General features: G+C 49.8%; 17 protein-coding genes and 3 pseudogenes. 8 read left to right on the top strand and 12 right to left on the bottom strand.

Going from position 1 to position 18,823, the window contains the following annotated elements; translation table 11 throughout:
- Positions 1-328: 328 nt before the first annotated feature.
- Both hpxO and ABD035_RS05080 read right to left on the bottom strand, forming a co-directional pair.
- Positions 329-1,486, bottom strand: a complete 1,158-nt coding sequence (gene hpxO, locus ABD035_RS05085) for an FAD-dependent urate hydroxylase HpxO (RefSeq protein ID WP_343868179.1) — start codon at positions 1,484-1,486, stop codon at positions 329-331.
- A gap of 1,524 nt (positions 1,487-3,010) precedes the next feature.
- Positions 3,011-3,505 carry a M48 metallopeptidase family protein gene (locus ABD035_RS05080; protein ID WP_343868242.1) on the bottom strand — a complete coding sequence of 165 codons (495 nt, stop codon included), beginning with the start codon at positions 3,503-3,505 and terminating at the stop codon, positions 3,011-3,013.
- Positions 3,506-3,992: 487 nt separating this feature from the next.
- Between ABD035_RS05080 and ABD035_RS05075 the strand changes: the two genes are divergently transcribed.
- The 3 genes from ABD035_RS05075 to ABD035_RS05065 all read left to right on the top strand — a co-directional run bounded on the left by ABD035_RS05075 (position 3,993) and on the right by ABD035_RS05065 (position 6,116).
- Positions 3,993-4,451, top strand: coding sequence for an STM2901 family protein (locus ABD035_RS05075; protein ID WP_343868177.1), 459 nt, complete (start codon positions 3,993-3,995; stop codon positions 4,449-4,451).
- Complete coding sequence (locus ABD035_RS05070) at positions 4,445-4,777, top strand: DUF1493 family protein (protein ID WP_343868175.1); 333 nt, start codon at positions 4,445-4,447, stop codon at positions 4,775-4,777. The genes ABD035_RS05075 and ABD035_RS05070 overlap by 7 nt, the downstream gene beginning before the upstream one ends.
- Positions 4,778-5,213: 436 nt before the next feature.
- Entirely contained in the window at positions 5,214-6,116 is a 903-nt protein-coding gene (locus tag ABD035_RS05065) for an endonuclease/exonuclease/phosphatase family protein (RefSeq protein ID WP_343868240.1), read from the top strand.
- Between the two features lie 386 nt (positions 6,117-6,502).
- Here ABD035_RS05065 and ABD035_RS05060 read toward each other — a convergent pair whose 3' ends face one another.
- Both ABD035_RS05060 and ABD035_RS05055 read right to left on the bottom strand, forming a co-directional pair.
- Complete coding sequence (locus tag ABD035_RS05060) at positions 6,503-6,709, bottom strand: hypothetical protein (RefSeq protein ID WP_371813061.1); 207 nt, start codon at positions 6,707-6,709, stop codon at positions 6,503-6,505.
- Between the two features lie 914 nt (positions 6,710-7,623).
- Positions 7,624-8,043 (bottom strand): hypothetical protein, encoded by a 420-nt coding sequence (locus ABD035_RS05055; RefSeq protein ID WP_343868173.1) that lies wholly within the window; start codon positions 8,041-8,043, stop codon positions 7,624-7,626.
- 289 nt (positions 8,044-8,332) lie between these two features.
- Here ABD035_RS05055 and ABD035_RS05050 point away from each other — a divergent pair, with 289 nt between their 5' ends.
- Both ABD035_RS05050 and nudI read left to right on the top strand, forming a co-directional pair.
- On the top strand, positions 8,333-8,599 hold the full coding sequence (locus tag ABD035_RS05050) for a DksA/TraR family C4-type zinc finger protein (RefSeq protein WP_343868171.1): 267 nt from the start codon (positions 8,333-8,335) through the stop codon (positions 8,597-8,599).
- Between the two features lie 43 nt (positions 8,600-8,642).
- A pseudogene (gene nudI, locus ABD035_RS05045) lies at positions 8,643-8,897 on the top strand (nucleoside triphosphatase NudI); the annotation flags it as partial.
- Positions 8,898-8,901: 4 nt separating this feature from the next.
- Here the strand turns inward: nudI and ABD035_RS05040 are convergent.
- Positions 8,902-9,195, bottom strand: a pseudogene (locus ABD035_RS05040) (helix-turn-helix domain-containing protein); the annotation flags it as partial.
- 199 nt (positions 9,196-9,394) lie between these two features.
- Here ABD035_RS05040 and ABD035_RS05035 point away from each other — a divergent pair.
- A complete protein-coding gene (locus ABD035_RS05035; protein WP_343868169.1) occupies positions 9,395-9,673 on the top strand; it encodes a CHRD domain-containing protein in 279 nt (92 codons plus the stop codon).
- Positions 9,674-9,881: 208 nt separating this feature from the next.
- Here the strand turns inward: ABD035_RS05035 and ABD035_RS05030 are convergent, their stop codons facing one another.
- Together ABD035_RS05030 and ABD035_RS05025 are read right to left on the bottom strand one after the other, a co-directional pair.
- Entirely contained in the window at positions 9,882-10,325 is a 444-nt protein-coding gene (locus ABD035_RS05030) for a hypothetical protein (protein WP_212712878.1), read from the bottom strand.
- 25 nt (positions 10,326-10,350) lie between these two features.
- Positions 10,351-10,610: pseudogene (locus ABD035_RS05025) on the bottom strand (recombinase family protein); the annotation flags it as partial.
- A 144-nt stretch (positions 10,611-10,754) separates the two neighbouring features.
- Between ABD035_RS05025 and ABD035_RS05020 the strand changes: the two are divergent.
- Positions 10,755-10,979: a DUF4158 domain-containing protein gene (locus ABD035_RS05020; RefSeq protein ID WP_425579705.1), complete on the top strand. Its 225-nt coding sequence runs from the start codon at positions 10,755-10,757 to the stop codon at positions 10,977-10,979.
- A gap of 395 nt (positions 10,980-11,374) precedes the next feature.
- Here ABD035_RS05020 and ABD035_RS05015 read toward each other — a convergent pair whose 3' ends face one another.
- Together ABD035_RS05015 and ABD035_RS05010 are read right to left on the bottom strand one after the other, a co-directional pair.
- Positions 11,375-12,835: a pyridoxal phosphate-dependent decarboxylase family protein gene (locus ABD035_RS05015; RefSeq protein WP_343868167.1), complete on the bottom strand. Its 1,461-nt coding sequence runs from the start codon at positions 12,833-12,835 to the stop codon at positions 11,375-11,377.
- Positions 12,836-12,847: 12 nt separating this feature from the next.
- Entirely contained in the window at positions 12,848-14,233 is a 1,386-nt protein-coding gene (locus ABD035_RS05010; RefSeq protein WP_343868165.1) for a diaminobutyrate--2-oxoglutarate transaminase, read from the bottom strand.
- A 600-nt stretch (positions 14,234-14,833) separates the two neighbouring features.
- On the opposite strand from ABD035_RS05010, the gene ABD035_RS05005 reads away from it, so the two are divergent.
- The gene (locus ABD035_RS05005) at positions 14,834-15,160 is read left to right on the top strand and encodes an isochorismate lyase (protein WP_343868163.1); all 327 of its coding nucleotides are present in this window, start codon (positions 14,834-14,836) and stop codon (positions 15,158-15,160) included.
- A gap of 375 nt (positions 15,161-15,535) precedes the next feature.
- Here ABD035_RS05005 and ABD035_RS05000 read toward each other — a convergent pair whose 3' ends face one another.
- Genes ABD035_RS05000 through ABD035_RS04990 form a run of 3 tightly spaced genes read right to left on the bottom strand, consistent with a single transcriptional unit; the run spans position 15,536 to position 18,515 of the window.
- Positions 15,536-16,663, bottom strand: a complete 1,128-nt coding sequence (locus ABD035_RS05000) for a thiolase family protein (protein ID WP_343868238.1) — start codon at positions 16,661-16,663, stop codon at positions 15,536-15,538.
- Between the two features lie 2 nt (positions 16,664-16,665).
- Positions 16,666-17,820 carry an AMP-binding protein gene (locus tag ABD035_RS04995; protein WP_343868161.1) on the bottom strand — a complete coding sequence of 385 codons (1,155 nt, stop codon included), beginning with the start codon at positions 17,818-17,820 and terminating at the stop codon, positions 16,666-16,668.
- A complete protein-coding gene (locus tag ABD035_RS04990; protein ID WP_343868159.1) occupies positions 17,817-18,515 on the bottom strand; it encodes a nitroreductase in 699 nt (232 codons plus the stop codon). The genes ABD035_RS04995 and ABD035_RS04990 overlap by 4 nt, the downstream gene beginning before the upstream one ends.
- Between the last annotated feature and the right edge of the window lie 308 nt (positions 18,516-18,823).

The raw sequence follows: 18,823 nt of genomic DNA, 5'->3' as shown, positions 1-18,823 counted from the left end.
TGAATGCCAGAAGGACCGCCGCTAAGCCATTTTATTCGCTGATAGCCCGGAATACCGGGCCGCAGAGAATTGCCAGGCGTAGCCCGGATTGGTGCATGATCCCATTCAGGAGCCTTAAGCGTTGCGTCTCACGGTACAGAAAGTTATCTGTTAAAGACGCTGTAAGGAAAGCTATTCCGGGACGGGTTTAGTCAGCTATCGCGAGTGTACGCGATGACATCCGGTGACTCACTGAGCCTGCTGACGAGGCCGGGGACGTCCGGCATCATGGAGTAAAATGCCGGCGGATAACCGGCATGGTACGGGTACAGAGCTGCTGGTCCCATCATCAGCCCAATGGCCCGCCTTCGATGGTTTCACACATTCCGGCCAGCACATTGACGCCATCTTCACGGGTGAGTGCCTGATACCAGGCTTCGGTGACCTGAGGGTCTTTGGCGTGGGTGACATCACAGCGCTTACGGGCTTTCAGGATCAGGTCTTTGACGCGCTCATTCCGGCGCTGCTGATAACGTAACAGACTGTCTTCCAGACTCAGTGAATGCGATGCCAGTACCGAGGCCAGTACCACGGCATCTTCCATGGCTGCACAGCCCCCCTGGCCGATATCCGGCGTCGTGCTGTGTGCAGCATCGCCCAGCAGTGCCACGCGACCTTTAACAAACTCCATGAAAGGTTCTATATCGTGGATCTCCACCCGGTTGGTGGTTTGCGGGTCAATAGCATCGATCAGCCGTTGCACCGGTGGTGCCCATCCGCGGAAGTAGCCTTTCAGGTCTTCTCTGACCGTACTGCGATCTTCCTTTAAGCCCTTCGGCAGCGGAACATCAAAAAAGAAGTAGAAGCGGTTATCACTGACCGGCATCAGGGACACGCGTTTACCTTCACCGACATACGTTGTCCATTGATCCGCGGGCGCAATCGACTCATCGATGCTCACCAGTCCGTTCCAGTTCACATAACCGGCATAGCGACGCTCGGTAGGGAACCCCCGCACATATTCGCGTACCACGGAGTGAGTGCCGTCGGCGGCGATAAGAAAATCTCCTCTGGCATGACTCTGGTCATCAAACCAGACGCTGACACCTTCTGCGTCCTGTTCTATCCGGCAAACACGCTTACCAAAGTGGATTTTTTCTGCAGGGTAACTTTCAATCAGCAACTGCTGAAGCTCGGCCCGGGCGACCGGATAGGGGGATTCACCGACACGCGACACCAGAGGCGCCATACTGAAACGGGTCATATCGTTCCCGCTGATATAATCACGGTAAGCCATCCAGGCCATATTGCCGCCCAGTGCTTTTACCGAATCACGCAGGCCAAGGTAATTGAGGCATTTTACCCCGTTTGGCCAGACAGAGATGGCGGCACCCACTGGCCTGATCTCTTTGACGGCTTCATAGACGTCAGCATCATAACCACACCGGCCAAGCGCCAGGGCTGTACTCATCCCGCCAATACCGGCGCCAATAATTATTGCTTTCATTCTTCTCTCCTTTTCCGGACAGGGGAATGGCTGCAACTTTTGTACCAACCCGGGGGATAGGGTGATTTATTCACGAGGTGTATATAAAGCAAGTAAAATCAATGGTTTGAATAAAAGAGTATATAACGGTGAGATGCACGCAGAAAGTGCAATGATCGCGGATGGGCGGGAAGATGCACTACGAGCAGGCATTATGAATCGATGGTTTCATCTGCCTGCCTGAAGCGTGACGCCCGGGGTAAAAAACCGCAAAGCGTGCGGGGGAGTTTAGCGATAAGAAAGGGTCATAATGCCCCGTGAATGGGTGGTATTTAGCCAGTTCATCTGACTGGTACCGAAATCCGGTGGAAGCGTGGCGGTCGTCAGCCTATGCCACGTTTGAGTCGCCGCGGTCCGGATGGCCTTCGGGCAATTAAATACGCTTTTATAGGAGTCGTAACCACATGCAGACTGATAAATATACCCTGTAAAGTTAATGGTTCCGTCTCTGGAATAACTACTGAAACAGGAAAGTAATAGAACTACATTGATCCCAAAGCTGAATATTTTCATTTATTACTCCGTGCATAAAATGTATTGGCATACAGTCATCGAAGAAATTAATAAATTGAATTCAGATAATGATAACTCTCAACTAATAGCAGAACCGTGCTGCCAGTCACCGTGAATAAAGAAGACAACCTGAAAATAAAGGGCAGAGGTATCAAAACAATTACTGCTTACAGTCAAGGGTATCAATGATAGATTTTTCCTTTGAAAACCTCTTCTTTGATTAATTTATTAGCCTTTACTTTTTTTATCAACTGTTTATTTCCAAATTTAAAGTGAAATAAAAAATACCAATATAAATCAGTCGATTAATGCCCCCCCCCCCCGGGACTGGTTCTGTGGTCATCCACGAACAGCTGCTCAGTGAGTCAGAAAATGAACCGCGTTTGTAATTATAATGTAAATAATGGCAACAAAATTATTACATCTTTCTTTGTGTGTTCATCTTCCCGCCATCGGGCGTGCAGCCCGGGACGTTAACTGGCGATAGTTTCTGTAGCAGGGAGAACTTGCTCAAATAACCCCCCGGGAAACTCTATTCAGAATTCGCAGATTGTATTTATGCATTGTCTTATTAGAATAAAAAGCAGCATAAAGTTCTTCGGTCAATACAATATTATGGACAGGGACAAGATAATAGCGGGTGATGAGATTCACTTATCGTTATTGAAATAAATTACCTCAGGGCGTGAATAACGACTGTTCCTGAAAAGGATAATATACGTTCTGCGTAGCCGGTGTCTTTAATGACTTCGAACTTCATAAAATACACCGAGCATGAAATCAATCCGAAGAAAATCGCGCAGAGGGACGTATACCTTTGTACCACGTTAGGTTTTATCCGAAAGACAGTGCCTGTAAGAGGTCTTTTTAGTTACAACATACATTAGGGGTTTTGTAAATAACAGAGCTGTCAGAAAGTGCAGTGTACAAATCAGTCAAACCCCGACGGCAATCGTCAACAGGCCTAAGGGATCAGGCCTGCTGATCGCGCCAGTTCAGCCATAATCGCATATCGAACTCCAGCTGATGATAATCCGGTTCCATATGACAACATAGCTGATAAAACGCTTTATTGTGTTCTTTCTCTTTAAGATGCGCCAGTTCATGAACCACGATCATGCGAAGAAAGGCTTCCGGTGCATCACGGAACAAGGTCGCAATCCGGATTTCGTTATTTGCCTTCAGTTTTCCGCCCTGAACCCGTGAGACAAAGGTATTTGTGCCTAAGGTTCCGGTGATCGGGTTTTGTTTATTATCGTAATACACCTTCGAAAGCGAAGATGCGTTCCGTACATAGCGCTGTTTATAGCCATCGACATACTGATACAAAGACTTATCGCTCTGTATATCATGCCGGTCGGGGTATTTGCTGGTCAGCCAGCGACCCAGTTTTCCCTGGTCAGCGATGGCCTGGATCTGGCGGAGAATGTCAGGGGGATATCCCTGAAGATACTTTAATGGCTTCATAAATACTGGATAACAAGAGGTCTGGCCGACATCATACCATATAAGGGCCGGGAAGTTTGACAGAACCGAACGTGGAATTTTCTGAACCAGGAAGCCATTAAGCCTGGTGGCGAAAGGATCTTCCTGTTGTTCGTATCGGGTTACAGGGTGAATCATCACCCATGCACCAGGCGTTCAGCAATAGCGATTCAAAGACGTTTCACCTGATAACGACGCTCTTCAGCTATTTCCAGCCTGCAATCGGGTGTTGCTACGCGAAAAATACAGGGGCATTACCCTGAACAGCATTCAGATTTTACGTAGCGACAGCAAAAGAACAGGGGAGTTAACCGTCAGATTTCCGGTGAGACAATGCACATCCATCGAACTCGTGACACATTCCCCGGACATAATTCTGTGAATAAGTACAATCAACGAAGCCTGTGCGAGTCCTGTGACAATTTCGTGTGTTTTATATTCAAAAGGACAAAGAAGGAGGGAATACCGTATGGATACAGTTGAAGAAATGAACAATACATATTTTTATGCAGGTCGTTCAAACCTGACTGCCAGTCAGTTACAGTTCATTATTTTCTGTGAAAATACCGCTAATCAGTTGGATGTGAACGATTTTGGTGCCTTAGTCTCTATCGTGGCTGGGTTGAATATTTTACCTACACGAGCAAAGCCTCGTAATGCGATTGAGGGTACTTCATTAGCCTCCCGCAGTTCACGTAAAATCTTTGGTACGACTAAATTTCCGCGTGGGATACTTTTGCCTTCGGTGATCGGTGGATATCCGCCATCGACATTGAAGATAAAAATGGTTGCTAAGATCAGCTCATTTACAGGTCGTGCTATACCTGTGATGGGATGGGGGATTCTGGCGTCTGATGTGTCACAGATTGTCTATAACACCGTCAGGGATTACAACCGTATTGCCCGGGGAGATGACAAAATATGGTAAGTGAGACACCTGAACAACAAATTTATGACCTGGTAAAAAGTCACGATGGTCTTTATCTTTTTAAGCAGAGAGTATTGTCACCCGCAACGGATCTGGATTCAGATCTGCATCTGGACGATGATGAGGCGTTAGCGCTGATGGAGGATTATTTTTTGACGCTGGGGATCGAACGTGGGAATTTTTCAATCAGAACCTATTATCCGCCAGAACCGTCGCTGACCCATCTGCTAAATCCGTTCCGGAAAAAAGAAATTCCTCGAGTGCCTGATTTGACGATAGAGATGTTAATCGCGTCTGCCAAAGCGGGTCACTGGCTATACGACTAACGGATTAACGGGCACTACGCGTGTAATGGAGACCGGTGGCCGGGATGATTTTTTACAGCCGCCGGGAGTAATATCACTCTTAATACAGCAACGTTTCGATCTGAAACCCGGTGTTGCTACGTAAAAAATGCAGGGATAATCCTCCGGAAATTTCCCGGAATTTACGTAGCGACACCGGAAGAAAAGGGGAGTTAAAAGCGGATTTTCCTTGAGATGTTGTTTCCTGCTATAACCGTTGAGTATTGGTACACAATGAGCTGATCCGACCTCAGGCGCGGCGGGATAATTTTCGTTATTAAAACGGTACCTCATGTAACACCAGGAGAATGCTGGAAATCTCTGTTCACTGTTACGAGTCTGTGCAACGCCTCTCAAACCCTGGTTGTTACAATTGATACCATCAGTCCTTATTTTTAAAACAGGGACTCAAAAAGTAATGAAAAGAGGATTTGCTCTGACAATCGTGGCACTGGCATGTCTTATGGCCCACGTACAGGCTTCTGATAAAATTTCAGGTAATGAGATACTTACCGTACAAAAAGGCGGGGTGCCCGATAAAGTCTACACCGGGGATAAACCAGCACTGCGGATAGCCACTTATAATATCGGTAAGAATGAAGCCTCCGACAACGTCACTGATTTTACGGCACTTAATACAGCGATTAAAAAAATCAACGCTGACATTATTGCGGTACTGGAAGTCGATAACAAAACTCAGCGTAGTCAGAAAATCGATCAGTTAAAGCTACTTGCCGATGCCAATAAAATGCATTACGTGTTTGGTAAGGCACTGGATTTTGACGGTGGTGAATATGGTCTGGGGTTGCTATCAAAATATAAAATTCTGCATTCACAGGTGATTAAGTTGCCATCGGGCGATGCCGAACAGCGCGTTGTATTACTGGTGCAAGTAGAGATACCCGGGTTCGATTCTGCACCGATAATCATGGTAACGCATCTCGACTGGCAAAAAGATCCTGCCATTCGTACCGGACAGGCTCGTTACCTGTTAGACCTAAGTATCGGTGATGCGCCTTCTGATTTTAAAAATATTTCCTCTGCGATAAAGATTCTGGCCGGTGATTTTAACTCCACACGTGAAGAGCAGCCGTTAAAAGAGATAGGTTATTTTTTTAACAGAGTTTCTAAGCCCGGGACCGACACCCGCAGTTGGCCGGCAATCAATCCCGCGATCGATATCGACCATATTTTTACTTTCAAAGGGCAGAAATGGGACACCAGAGCCCTCGAAATTCCACATAACTCACCAGAGTTCAGCTGGTCAGCTGCCAGTGATCATTTACCGGTAATTGCCGATATTCAACTTACAGAACAGTAACACGAATATGGGTTTCCTGTTGGAAGCCCATGTTCAGATTGCCGGACGATATAAGCCAGGCTATCAACGTCAATATCAGGCCAGTCAGGATACCTGAACTATAAAATAATAAAGGTTCGCATAATGTATATTATGTTAAATATGATATTATAATCACTGGACCCACACAACCTTGAATACCCGCACATGAATCCTGTTGTTTCATCTGGCCTCACCTTCCTGGTTGCGGCCATCATCTTTACTCGTTACTTTACTCAATATAACTTTTGTCTGCTGACGCAGATCATCCTGTTCTCTGGTGAATAATGAAATTAGCCGTCATCTCCGCCGGCCGCCGTCGAAAGATAGCCAACAACCTGAGCCACTTCCGGAAATGCATCGTTTATTTACTGCTGGACTTTGATACGTGTCCAGCCTTTACGATACATACAGTCTTTCACCAAAATACCTCGCTGACCCGCATTTTGGTCACTCGTTGAGTAGCTGGTATCGGTCGTTTTATATTTTTTATTTTTAGAGGTGTATTTACCCGTGATTTGATTATCAGGTGGTAAATCCCTGAGCGCCTGAGCTTTACATTCAGTTTCAGCCATCTCTGCCTGCTGCCTGTCGGTTCCGGGTTTAACCCACTGATACCCAACGCACCCCGTCAGGCTTATCAGGATCAACGTCATCACAAAGGTCTTTTTCATAGTGTCCAGTCAAAAGTTAAATGAGGTTAACAGAAAATTCAGTGTCATCAGGCTTCTGTACATAAAATACCCGCCCACTCAGCATGGAGCATGGCGGGATAATACATTATGTCTGAAGATGAAAGTCTGACGCAGCATGCAATGTCAGACATATCTCTTACACATCGCTGTAAATTCTCAACCGTTAAAAGAGTCTCCTGAAGAATTTGAGTAAAGCTGCTCTCTGTCTATCCTCAAATCCATGTGCTTACCCGATTAACTGCTGCCATTCACACCCGCCGCTAAGCCATGACATTGTGATGATAATAGTTTTTGTCAGCATCAATTGAGCGTCACCGCCGAAAATATGATGTCAGATTGATCATTCATTCCCGGTCAGCCACGATTACCGCAGAAAGGCAGGTAAATCACCGGTGACGCTACGCGAAAAATCGGCACCTTACCCCCTGCTCTTTCATCAGATTTCACGTAGCGACGCCATTATTTTTGAGTGATATTTCGCCGGTTTATCTCCATCATCGAGGGAGACCCGGAGTGTCAGATCCTGTTCCCGGAGACTTGCTGGCAATCATTCATTTCTCAATGAAAACAGTGAAGCGGCACTTGAGGTGATTCCGGATCACAGGAAACTCTTTGCCGGCCGGGAGTAGAATTTTTTCAGGTTCCGAAGTAATACGCCCCTCTGACTCAGTATCAGAATGATTCCGGGGTGTGTTGCTGTTTATCAGCAGAACTCTATGCCGGAGGTTCGATTGGATGTGCGGAACGCCTCTTCGCTTTTACGATAATTAACAACCCGATCCCCCCAATCCTAATCATTCTTCCTTTCGAAAATCATCATCTTTTGCATAATCTGCGCACAGGCTAATGGCAAAAGGAACGTCGGGCAAAATATCGTTATCAAATGTGGGGCCATAGCCGGAGTTAGTATTATGTTCGGCCACACTGGTTCCCTGACCATTCACATTCAGACCAAGAGGATGCCCCGGCATTCCCATAAAAAAGTGCATAACCTCCTGTTCCCCACTACTGTACCCGTAATCATAGGTAGCGACTTGTGTTTTTGGCCACATCGAAAGGCAATGTGTTCCATCAGCATTGAAGTTAAAATTATCAATTGCCAGTAAATAGTTGATGGCATCTTTTTCACATGTAGTGTCATTCAGTAAAACCGTCATCAGCCCCGGATGCTGAAAGATGACATAGCCAATGATAATGGTTATTGTCAGCATCAATTGATCGTCACCACTGAAAATATGTTGTCAAATTCATCATTTATTCCTGGTCAGCCACAATTGCCGCAAACAGGCAGGTAAATCACTGGTATCGCTACGCGAAAAACAGCCATAAGCCCCCTGCTCTTTTCACCAGATTTCACATAGCGACGCCATCATTTTTGTGTGATATTTCACCTTTTTTTGTCGGTGCAGAGAAAGACTCTGAGGTTCATCGTCCGGGCCGGGAGTGTCTTCCGGTCATTTTCGTCTATACTTCAGTGTTACCGGGAAGACAGGAGGATAATTTATGGCCGGGGGCTGGTCTGATGACGGCGCCGTTAATAAGCAAATTGATGCCACCATTGAAGATGCTGTCGCTCGCGCAAGAGATCATCTGGGTCAGGGTGAAAGCGCAGAATTCTGTGATGAATGCGGTGAGCCCATCCCTGAAGCCCGACGGCGGGCGCTGGCCGGTGTCCGCTATTGTGTTAATTGCCAGGCGAAGGAAGATAAAAAGAATGCCATCGTGAGTGGTTATAACCGGCGCGGCAGTAAAGATAGCCAACTGCGTTAAACACTCACGGAGTCTGATGACCCTGCATATCCTGGTGTCCGGGTTAGGGGAAGAACTACGTATCACGGAAGTTAAGCCGTGGGCTTTTCGTGACGATATCCGGACTAAAACGTATCCGGATGGCACCACCGAAGAAATTTACATGATTTATCTTATATTTGACTGTATTAGTACAAACAGGAACATTACCTTTAATGAGGAATTTCAGGAAATTACCTGGGTGTCATCTGAAGCTATGAAAAGTATGGATTTGAATGAAGCGACCCGGATCACTTTTGCCCGGAAAGGACTTATTTAGCGAGCTATTCATGGTCTTTATGGTAGAAGTTTATCTGTTGATTATTCAGATTATTAATCCGGGAAAGCGTTCGATAGACTGTTGGCCGTGAGACTGGAAATAACGCCGCCAGATCGCTTATTGAGTACTATCCGGCTCCATGCATCCGGTACAATTCTTTCTGTTGTTTGTCCGATGGTTTTGGCTGCTTCCCATGCAGCCGCCCTTTCCCTCTGGCTATATTCCTGCTACGAAGGCGTATCAAATCTCCTTCAAACTTAGCAAAAGTGGCCAGCATGTTGAAGAATATTTTCCCTATGAGGGCATGCCATCGTGCGGGAATTTCCGGACAGTGATGCTGAAGGACCCGCGACCGTCATCGATGGAGTACAATGCCTGAACACGTTATCGCGGGAGAACTTTATTGATGCATCTTCCTCCCGATAAAAAGAGGATTATCTGATACTTATCCGTGTATCCTTTCAATAATTCGTGCATGAAAAATTAAGGTGGTACCCGTGTCCGAATATGAAAAATATCCTGACCTTTTAGCCAATGCTGTTCAGAATCCGACGGAAGAGGCATCTTTGTTACTCAATCCTACCGATCATGGCTGGCTGAATGATGCTGATTTTAAGACGCTGGTAGATCGTCGCGTAAAACTGTTGCTCAAATCTCAGGTGTATAGCAAAACTTATCCCAATGGTGAAATCTGGCAGGTGTTCCCGGAGGGTACAAAGCGGATGCATTTTGATCGGTTCGGTAACCAGGTCGATGGTGAAAGAATTCCTCAGTAACCTTTAAAACGGTGTGGCGCCTGCTCAGTCGGACAAGCACATTAAGAATAGTAAGTTTGCATTCTTTAAAAGGTTTTGTCTTAGTTCAAATAAATCTCGCTCAGGGGTTCTACACCGGAACCGCCGAAATTCCGGCCAGTAATGCGAATAAACCTGTCACTTACCTGTCCAGATCTGCTCCGGATTTATAGTTAAAGGTTAAAATTGATTAACACTCTCCTTCATCACCCAAGCCATAAGTGCATTCCATTGGGTCAATCCAATGATAATCCCGCTGATACAGATGTATTGTTTCACCATTATTCAGCAAAAGACTGGCTGTTCCGCTGGAGTATAAGTTCCAGCTGGCGCTGGTGCCGTCACGCCAGACCAGCTGACCGGAAGTGAAGCAAGGGGTATAACGATCTTTAGTCACTACAAACCCTTCAACAGGCTGGGCTTCGTTAAAAAAACTCAGTATTTGTTCACGGGTGGGCTGGAATTTACTGCAATCCTCTTTAATGGTTGCATCTTCTGATGACCACTCAAGCGTTTGCCCGGTTTCGATTTCAGTCAGTGTTTTTACTTTTCCTTCCTGACTACACGCAGTAATAATAAAAACAACTATTAATGGCGATAAAAATGTCAGAGGATTTTTTTTTATCGTTACCATTTTGCTGTACTCGCCTCTGATGGTGTTTCATTCCCCAGGCCCGGAGATCGTCCGCAATCGCTCTGGCATCCGGGACTGAACGGGCCAATCGGTCCAGCTTTGGTACAACCAGTGTGTCTCCCTGGTTCACTTCTCCAGACCGGGTCGCTGGCGATATGAGCCTGTAAGTCCCTTCTCGGTGTAAATCAGGTCGTGAGAAACGCCCTGACTGGTCAGGGCTTCCTGTTGCGCAGCCAGATCCTGGCTTACGGTACGTCCATAGCCTATGCGTATTTCAATTGTCATATGTACGATTCAGGAGCCATGAAAGAGATTGATAACGTACTGTCTCTATGAGATGACTTTATGCCTGATTTTCTGCAGATACCAGACACATTTTTGAATGTCCGCGGAGCGATCCCCTTACGGATATGATTAATCGGGGTCAGGATGACAATGCGTGGTAAATATGCACTGTTTGGTTACCGCTCGTGGTCATCTTCGCTGTATTCACAGCCTGAACAGCCGGCCGCTCACATTGTTCACAGGGATTGTAACCCCAGGTTTGTTGTCACAGAGCTGATTATTTGGCTCAACGAACATAAAATTATCTGGCGCGGTTATACCAGGTTTCAGGAGCTTGTGAGCCGGGTTCTTTCTGAAGAAAGACAGTGACAGGTGCGTATACTGGCGGAACAACTCGATAATGCAACTATTGCTGACCTGAACAAACCATTTTGCTGAACGGGCATTATAACTTCCAGAGCAGCAATGAACTTATCGCTCCGGATACGCTGGTAGCCGGACTGAAACTGACTTAACGGAAATTTCGGCGGTTCCGGCATAGAGCCCTTAGTAGTGAATTTCTTCCTCTTATCGATAGGGTTTCATCCGGCATCTAATAACCACCTGAATCTTCTGACAAACAGGAGGTGGACGCCTTAATATCATGATCGTGTTTCTTCTATTAAGGTTTGCACCCTGTTTATCTATAAACTCTACTGTATGTTGTAACTAAATTGAAGTAAAAAAAACCGACAACCCGCAGGTCATCGGTTCAGAACGTCCGGTTATGCGCTTAAGCGGCGACCGGTTTGCTGTACGCTGCTCAGCAGAACCTTAACGTCATCCAGCGTGACTACCGGGTTCAGTAAGGTCAGTTTCAGACAGGTGATACCGTCGGCTTCCGTCACACCCACATTGGCGCTGCCACTGGCCAGCAGTTCGTCTCCGATGCGCTGGTTCAGTAAGGCAATACCGCCCGGCACATCGTCTGACGGACGATAACGGAATAAGATACTGGCCAGTTGTGGCTGCATAACCAGTTCCAGATCGGACTGCTCTGCCACATACTCCCCTGCCTCGCGAGCCAGAGTTACGCCGTTATCGATGATTTCGGCATATTTCTTCCGGCCCAGCGCTTCCAGTCCCATCCACAGTTTCAGTGCGTCAAAACGACGGGTTGTCTGCAGTGATTTAGAGACGAGGTTAGGCACCCCCTGCTCTTCATCGAATCCGGAGTTCAGATAAGCCGCCTGATAACGCATCAGTTCATAGTGACGGGCATCCTTCAGCAGGAATGCGCCACAGCTGATGGTCTGGAAGTACTGTTTATGGAAATCCAGGGTCACAGAATCAGCTTTTTCCAGGCCATCCAGGAAGTGACGATATTTCTCAGACAGTAATAACGCCCCGCCCCAGGCGGCATCCACATGAACCCAAATCTGCTGCTCTGCTGCCAGCGCAGTGATTTCGTTTAATGGATCGATGGCACCGGCATCGGTCGTTCCGGCTGTCGCGACGATGGCCATAACCTGCTCACCCTTCGCTTTCGCTTCGGTCAGTTTTTCGGCCAGGTCATTCATATCCATCCGGGAGAACGCGTCTGTTTTAATCTGCGTCACCGAGCGATAGCCCAGCCCCATCAGCGCCATATTCTTCTGAACAGAAAAATGCGCATGCTCCGAGCAGAATACTTTGATTTTGCTCAGGTCGCCGGTCAGCCCCTGCTGCTGGACGGAATGGCCCTGGCGCGCAAAAAAGGCATCGCGGGCCAGCATCAGCCCCATCAGATTACTCTGGGTTCCCCCGCTGGTGAACACGCCCGCATCACCGGCCGGATAACCGACAGAGGCGCGCAGCCATTCGATCAGCTTCATCTCGATAAGCGTCGCTGAAGGGCTCTGATCCCAGGAGTCCATGCTCTGGTTAGTGGCATTAATCAGCACTTCGGCGGCCTGGCTGATCACCAGGCTCGGGCAATGCAGATGCGCCACACACTGCGGGTGATGGACAGACAGGCTGTCTTTCAGGAAATATTCAACCGCACGGCCAATCGCCGCCTCATTTCCCAGCCCCTGCTCAGTAAAGTTCAGCGAAATACGGTCACGTAGCTGCTCAACCGTTTTCCCCTGATACATCTCAGGCTGTTTCAGCCACTCAACGACAGCGGCGGTACTTTGTTCAATAGCCGCCTGGTAGGCGGCAATACTTTCAGCCGACCCGGAAAGGATCGGATTGATATCAGACATTAACTGACTCCGTTATACAGGCTGAACACCGGCGTCCAGCAGAGCCTGTTCGAATTTCTGCAGGAAAATACCCAGCTCTTCTTTGGTGATCAGCAGGGATGGCAGCAGACGCAGAACACAACCGTCACGCCCGCCACGCTCCAGGATCAGACCATTTTCAAAACATTTTTTCTGCAACAGTGCAGAAAGCTGTCCGTCGGCCGGGTAAGAGCCCATCGCATCCTGTGATTTTGACGGGTCAACAATTTCGATACCGATCATCAGGCCCGGGCCACGCACCTGGCCGATCACCGGATAACGTTTCTGCAGGGCACGCAGTTCGCCGGACAGCCATTCACCGTGCTCAGCGACCTGCTCTGCGATATTTTCCTGTTTCAGGATCTTCAGCGTGGTCAGACCGGTGGCCATCGCCATCTGGTTACCACGGAATGTGCCGGTGTGGTGTCCCGGAGACCAGACATCAATCTGCTTTTTGATGCCCAGTACCGCCAGTGGCAGACTGCCGCCGACAGCTTTAGACATGACAATGATGTCCGGCTCAATGCCTGCGTGTTCAAAGGCAAAGAACTTACCGGTACGCGCGAATCCGGCCTGTACTTCGTCGAGGATCAGTAAAATACCGTGTTCTTCGGTCACTTTACGCAGGCGCTGTAAGAATTCGACCGGTGCCGGGTTGACTCCGCCCTCACCCTGAACGGCTTCAAGGATCACGGCCGCAGGTTTACGCACGCCGCTTTCAACGTCGTTGATCAGGTTTTCAAAGTAGTAAGAGATCGCTTTAACACCGGCTTCGCCGCCCAGTCCGAACGGACAGCGGTAAAGATGCGGATACGGCATAAACTGCACTTCCGGCATCAGTCCATCCACCGCTTCTTTCGGTGACAGGTTCGCGGTTACGGACAGTGCACCGTGGGTCATCCCGTGGTAACCGCCGGAGAAGCTGATAATACCGCTACGGCCGGTCGCTTTTTTCGCAAGCTTCAGTGCGGCTTCAACAGCATCGGCACCGGAAGGTCCGGTGAACTGTAAGCAGTATTCTTTCCCTTCACCCGGTAATAACGATAACAGGTAAGCCGAGAATTCGTCTTTTAACGGGGTGGTCAGGTCAAGTGTATGTAACGGTAATCCGCTGGTGATAACACTCTGGATGCTCTCAAGCACTTCCGGATGATTATGACCCAGCGCCAGGGTACCGGCACCGGCCAGACAGTCGAGATATTCTTTACCCTCAACATCCGTGATCCACGCACCTTTGGCTTTAGCGATCGCCAGCGGCAATTTACGCGGATAACTTCTGACGTTTGATTCAAACTCAGACTGTCTGTTTAAGAAGTTTTCATTGCTTTGTGGTAATGAATGCGCATTCAAAGTATTCATACGGACTTTATCCGTCATCATATCACTCCTACAACCCGGAAAAGCTCTGTGCCGGATTGGATAAAAGGTTAAAAAAACAGGGTCTATAAAGCGCGGCTAATATAAGTTTTTTCAGTGGACGTTACAACTGTTTTTACTTTTCCGGTTTTTCGGACTTTTCCTTTATAAATCAACGTAAAATCAGGATTTCCTGTCTTACAGAGTGATCAGTTTTGTAACTAAACCCCGGCCCATTGATGAAGGGTTAATCGCTAACGGGAAATTACCCACTCTTTGGTTACGGGTATTCACTGTCAACCGACGGAACCGGACCACTTCGGGAGGACTTCCTTTGCGGCGGGTGGCATAACATTCTGAAGACTTTCTGAAGGGGGAAAAATGCCTGGTATCCCCCGGCGAACAGGCTGCCCGGCTCAGGATATCCGGGCAGAGATGGCGGGATAATCTGCCGATAACCCGTTCCGGCACGCCACAGCGCAGTCGTGACCAGAGGATGACGGTAGCCTGCCAGTGAATTCCGCGGCAGAAGCCTATTACTATAATCCCCTCTTGCACGCACAATGACCGAAGCCTTTGTGTTAACTTATCAGTCTCGTAAAGCCAGATTTCAACAGGACGACTATGATTAAGAAAAGTAGCGAGGGCAAAGCTGCTCAGTGTACAAACATGTCAGAGATCAGAACTGAAATTGATCGTATTGACCGTGAGGTAATCTCATTACTGGGTGAGCGATATGAATTTGTTAACGCAGCATCCCAATTCAAAAAGTCGCCAGATCAGGTCAAAGCTCAGTCCCGCTTTGACGCTATGTTGAAAGAACGCAGAGCCTGGGCAGAACAGCAGGGGCTAAGCCCGGATCTTATAGAAAAAATCTATAGGGATCTTGTTACCTGGTTTATTTCAGAAGAAATGAAACACTGGGAAGAAGCGCAATCAAATTTAACATAAGGTCATCTTACGTACAGCGTTAAGACGGCCTCAGAGCGATTCTGAGGCCAATGCCATGAACTCCGTCTTGCTGCCACCTGAAAAAAGGTCAGAATCGCTCCTGTGCCGAGTTGGGCTAAATGCACGCCCCTGTTTAACCCGACTACCACGCCATGTAAGGTAACTATCTGGACGCCAGGGCGAAGCACTCCGCATCGAATGTATAGGCTTTTTTCATCTCAGATCCCCTTTGAATGACGGGCGGTGACCGACGGTTATCGCCGGTCTCCGGACACAGTATTTCTGTTATCTTCTGAGTATTGCTTTAATAAAGGCGATATTCTGGTCGCTAATCGGCGGATTAGCGTGTCCCGGCCCCCTCTTTCGTGGCTGTTTTCAGCCCGTCGGGAAGGACGACGGGTTAGCACATTTCGAAAGCAACATCGCGCTGCCCAGGCCGCCGGCGGCCGCAATCGCACACACCCCATCACTGAGTTCAGAACGTTGCAGTTCATAAAACAGACGACAAATAAGAATGGCCCCCGACGCACCGATAGGATGGCCTCTGGCCAGTGCCCCGCCCCCGCAGTTAGTCTGCTGCACATTCAGCCCGCTTTCCTGAACACAGACCATCGCCTGTGAAGCATAGGCTTCCATCATCTCAGTGACACAGTCTCCGGGGGCGACCTGCGGGAATTTAGCGAACAGTTGCCGCAGTGCGACCACCGGAGCATAGCCTGGCAGACGGCTGTCTGCACCGGCGCTGACGAAACCGCGTATGGTCAGCCCCTCCCTGGCTTTCAGTCGGCCAGCGATAGCCCCGGAAACCACCAGACAGAAAGCCGCACCGTCCGCTTCCACCGCCGTCGACACCAGACTGACCGACCCGGAAAGTACAGGCGAACGGGCCGCCAGCCGCTCACTCATCCGGCGGGGGTAACCATCACTGACGACCCCTGCCACCGGCACAATTTCCTGCCGCAGCCTGTCCTGCGCTGCCATCGCCTTTCGGTGACTGTCAATCGCCCAGCCATCCTGGGCCTGCCGGGTCAGAGAATATTTCACTGCCAGGGCATCTGCCGCGTCCGTCATATCCGGATCGGTCGCGGGATCCGGGCTGAACGGCGGCCGGGTGTAAAAACGTGCCGGACGCCCGTCGGCATAAGTCTCCCCGCGGAGCGGACGTCGCGAATAACTTTCCGCGCCACCAGCAATCACGATCTGCGCCGCCCCCGAATCCACCAGCGCAGAAGCCAGTGCGACAGCATCCAGCCCCCCTGCACACTGGGTATCGATAGTGATTCCGGAAACCCCCGGCATCCCGGCGGCCAGTGCGGTGACCCGGGCGGGATTCCCGCCGGCCCCCAGTGCATTAGCCAGAATAAGCTGATCCACCTCTCCGGCAGCAATGCCGTTCTGAGCTAACAGTGCGGAGATCACCGGCGCGGCCAGCTGATGAACCTTCAGCGACTCAAACGCGCCACCCCGCGGGACCACCGCGCTACGCAGGGCTGCAATAATCATGCTCACGTTTTAAGATAGTCCTCAAGACGTTTCAGGTCGGCTTTACCTGCTGACAGCAACGGAAATTCCGGCAGAAACCAGAACCGGCGCGGCACCATACCGCTACCGAGTTGTTCAGTGATAAGCCTGCGCAAGGTCTTCTCCTGTAGCGGATCCGGATGTCCCTGAATAAACGCATGTAAGATATGGCCACGGCTGGCATCCGGAGCGGCAATCACCGCACATACCCCGCTGTCGGAATACTGGCTAAGCAACGCTTCGACCGCTTCCGGGTACACATTCTTATCGGCGATAGTCACCATGCGGCTGCGACGACCGCACAGCCATAAATGCCCGGACGGATCCAGAAACCCCAGTTCACCGACCGTCATAAAATCCCCGTCTGTCCGGGTTTCTTCACTGCCGCCGGCGGCATATCCGGAAAACAGATACGGGCTGCTCACCCAGACCTCACCTACTCCCTGATGAGCGTTTCGGATCGCTATAGTTACGCCGGGATACGTTTTACCCACCGATCCTTCCGGTGTCCCGGCATCCGCCAGAGTAATAAAACTGGTCTCAGAGGCCCCGTAAAACTCATGGATCGTCGCCGCCGGACAATAACGACCGGCACGTTCACGGGTCTTCGCATCGAGTTTACCGCCCCCGCAGAGGATCAGCCGCACCGACGGCAGAGTTTCGCCGCTACCGGTCAGCAAACGCAGTTGGGTCGGGGTAATATACAGCACCGTGGTGCCGGCAGCCTGTAATTGCATGGCCTGAGCACGCGGACGCATACCGGTGACAAAATCACATTCCATCCCGAGATGTAGCGATTCACAGACACCGTACAGCGCCAGTGAATGATTCAGTCCGCCAAAGATGGCACTGCGATCCGCGGCGGTCAGGCCAAAAATCTGCCGGTTAAGTTCAAAGGTTTTCTGCCATGTCATATAGGGCCGACGGATCACTTTGGGGATACCGCTGCTGCCGCAGGTCGTGCATTCGATATGCCCGCTATCATGACCGGTTTCAATCCAGGGTGACTGACTGACCGCACGAAACGTCCGGCCGGCGCTATAAGCCGTTACCACACGCTGCAAGGCATCGGCCACTTCGCCGTCAGCATTATCCAGCGCCACGCCCTGATAGCGAAGACGTGCCATCGTCGTCATCATTCGCCCTCCCCGTCGGCAAAGCCATGCAGAGTGCAGTACTCTTCAGCCGGCGCACGGGAGGTCCGGAAGCTATTCACCGCCGCTGTGATATCCGGCCGGCCCAGAGCGATACCGCAGACCACCGTTTCCTCGTCAGGTAACGCCATCAGACGATGAATGGCACGGCCATAATTTGCCAATGCCCCGATACCGCAGGTCCCGTAACCCAGTTCCTGAGCAGCAAGAAAGAAACTCATCAGTGCCATGCCAAGATCCATAAAGCAACCGGCGCCCATCTGCCGGTGCAGTGTTACCACAATCCCGACCGGAGCATCAAAGAAACGATAATTTGCCGCAAACTGACGCCGGCGTCCCTCTGTATCGCGTTTCTGAATATCCAGCGCCTGATAAAGCGCATAGCCCGCATCCCGTTGACGTTGTTTAAGAAACTCAGGCATCGGCCGGGGGAAATAGCTATACAGCTCCTCTTCAGGCGGCTGCTGTGCAATCAGCGTAAGCTGAGCCGTCATCTCTGCCAGCGGCTGCCCGGTATAGACATGGAACATCCCGGGTTGCAGATTGGCGCCGCTGGGGGCACGACGGGCCGCCTGCAACAGATGCCTGATATCGCTGAGCGGTACAGGATCATCAAGAAAGGCACGACAGGAATGGCGATGAGTCAGTAATTCTGACAACGGATTACGGGGATTGCGCATCGGAAATACAACCTGAAAAAGAGACAACGTAAATGAGCGGCAGTCACCGCAGGACGGTAATCTGACGACGTAGGCCGAGTATAGCTGTAAACTATTTTTATGACTACAGCCTTACAAGTTATGCTGGCCGAAAAGGCCGCCCGGCGCCTGGCAGAATTGCCGGTTCTCACCTGCGGGTAAGCGTCGTACTGGCCGTATCATCGACAGCAGAATAACAAGGCAAACTGCACAACTATCGCCCGGTTATCAGGTCACACTGAGGCCGGATAATCCCCGGTGACCGACCTTCCCTCTGAGCGGGGCTTGCG

Source organism: Tatumella terrea (assembly GCF_039523755.1).
Classification (GTDB): domain Bacteria; phylum Pseudomonadota; class Gammaproteobacteria; order Enterobacterales; family Enterobacteriaceae; genus Tatumella; species Tatumella terrea.
This window is presented reverse-complemented; position numbering and strand designations above follow the sequence as displayed.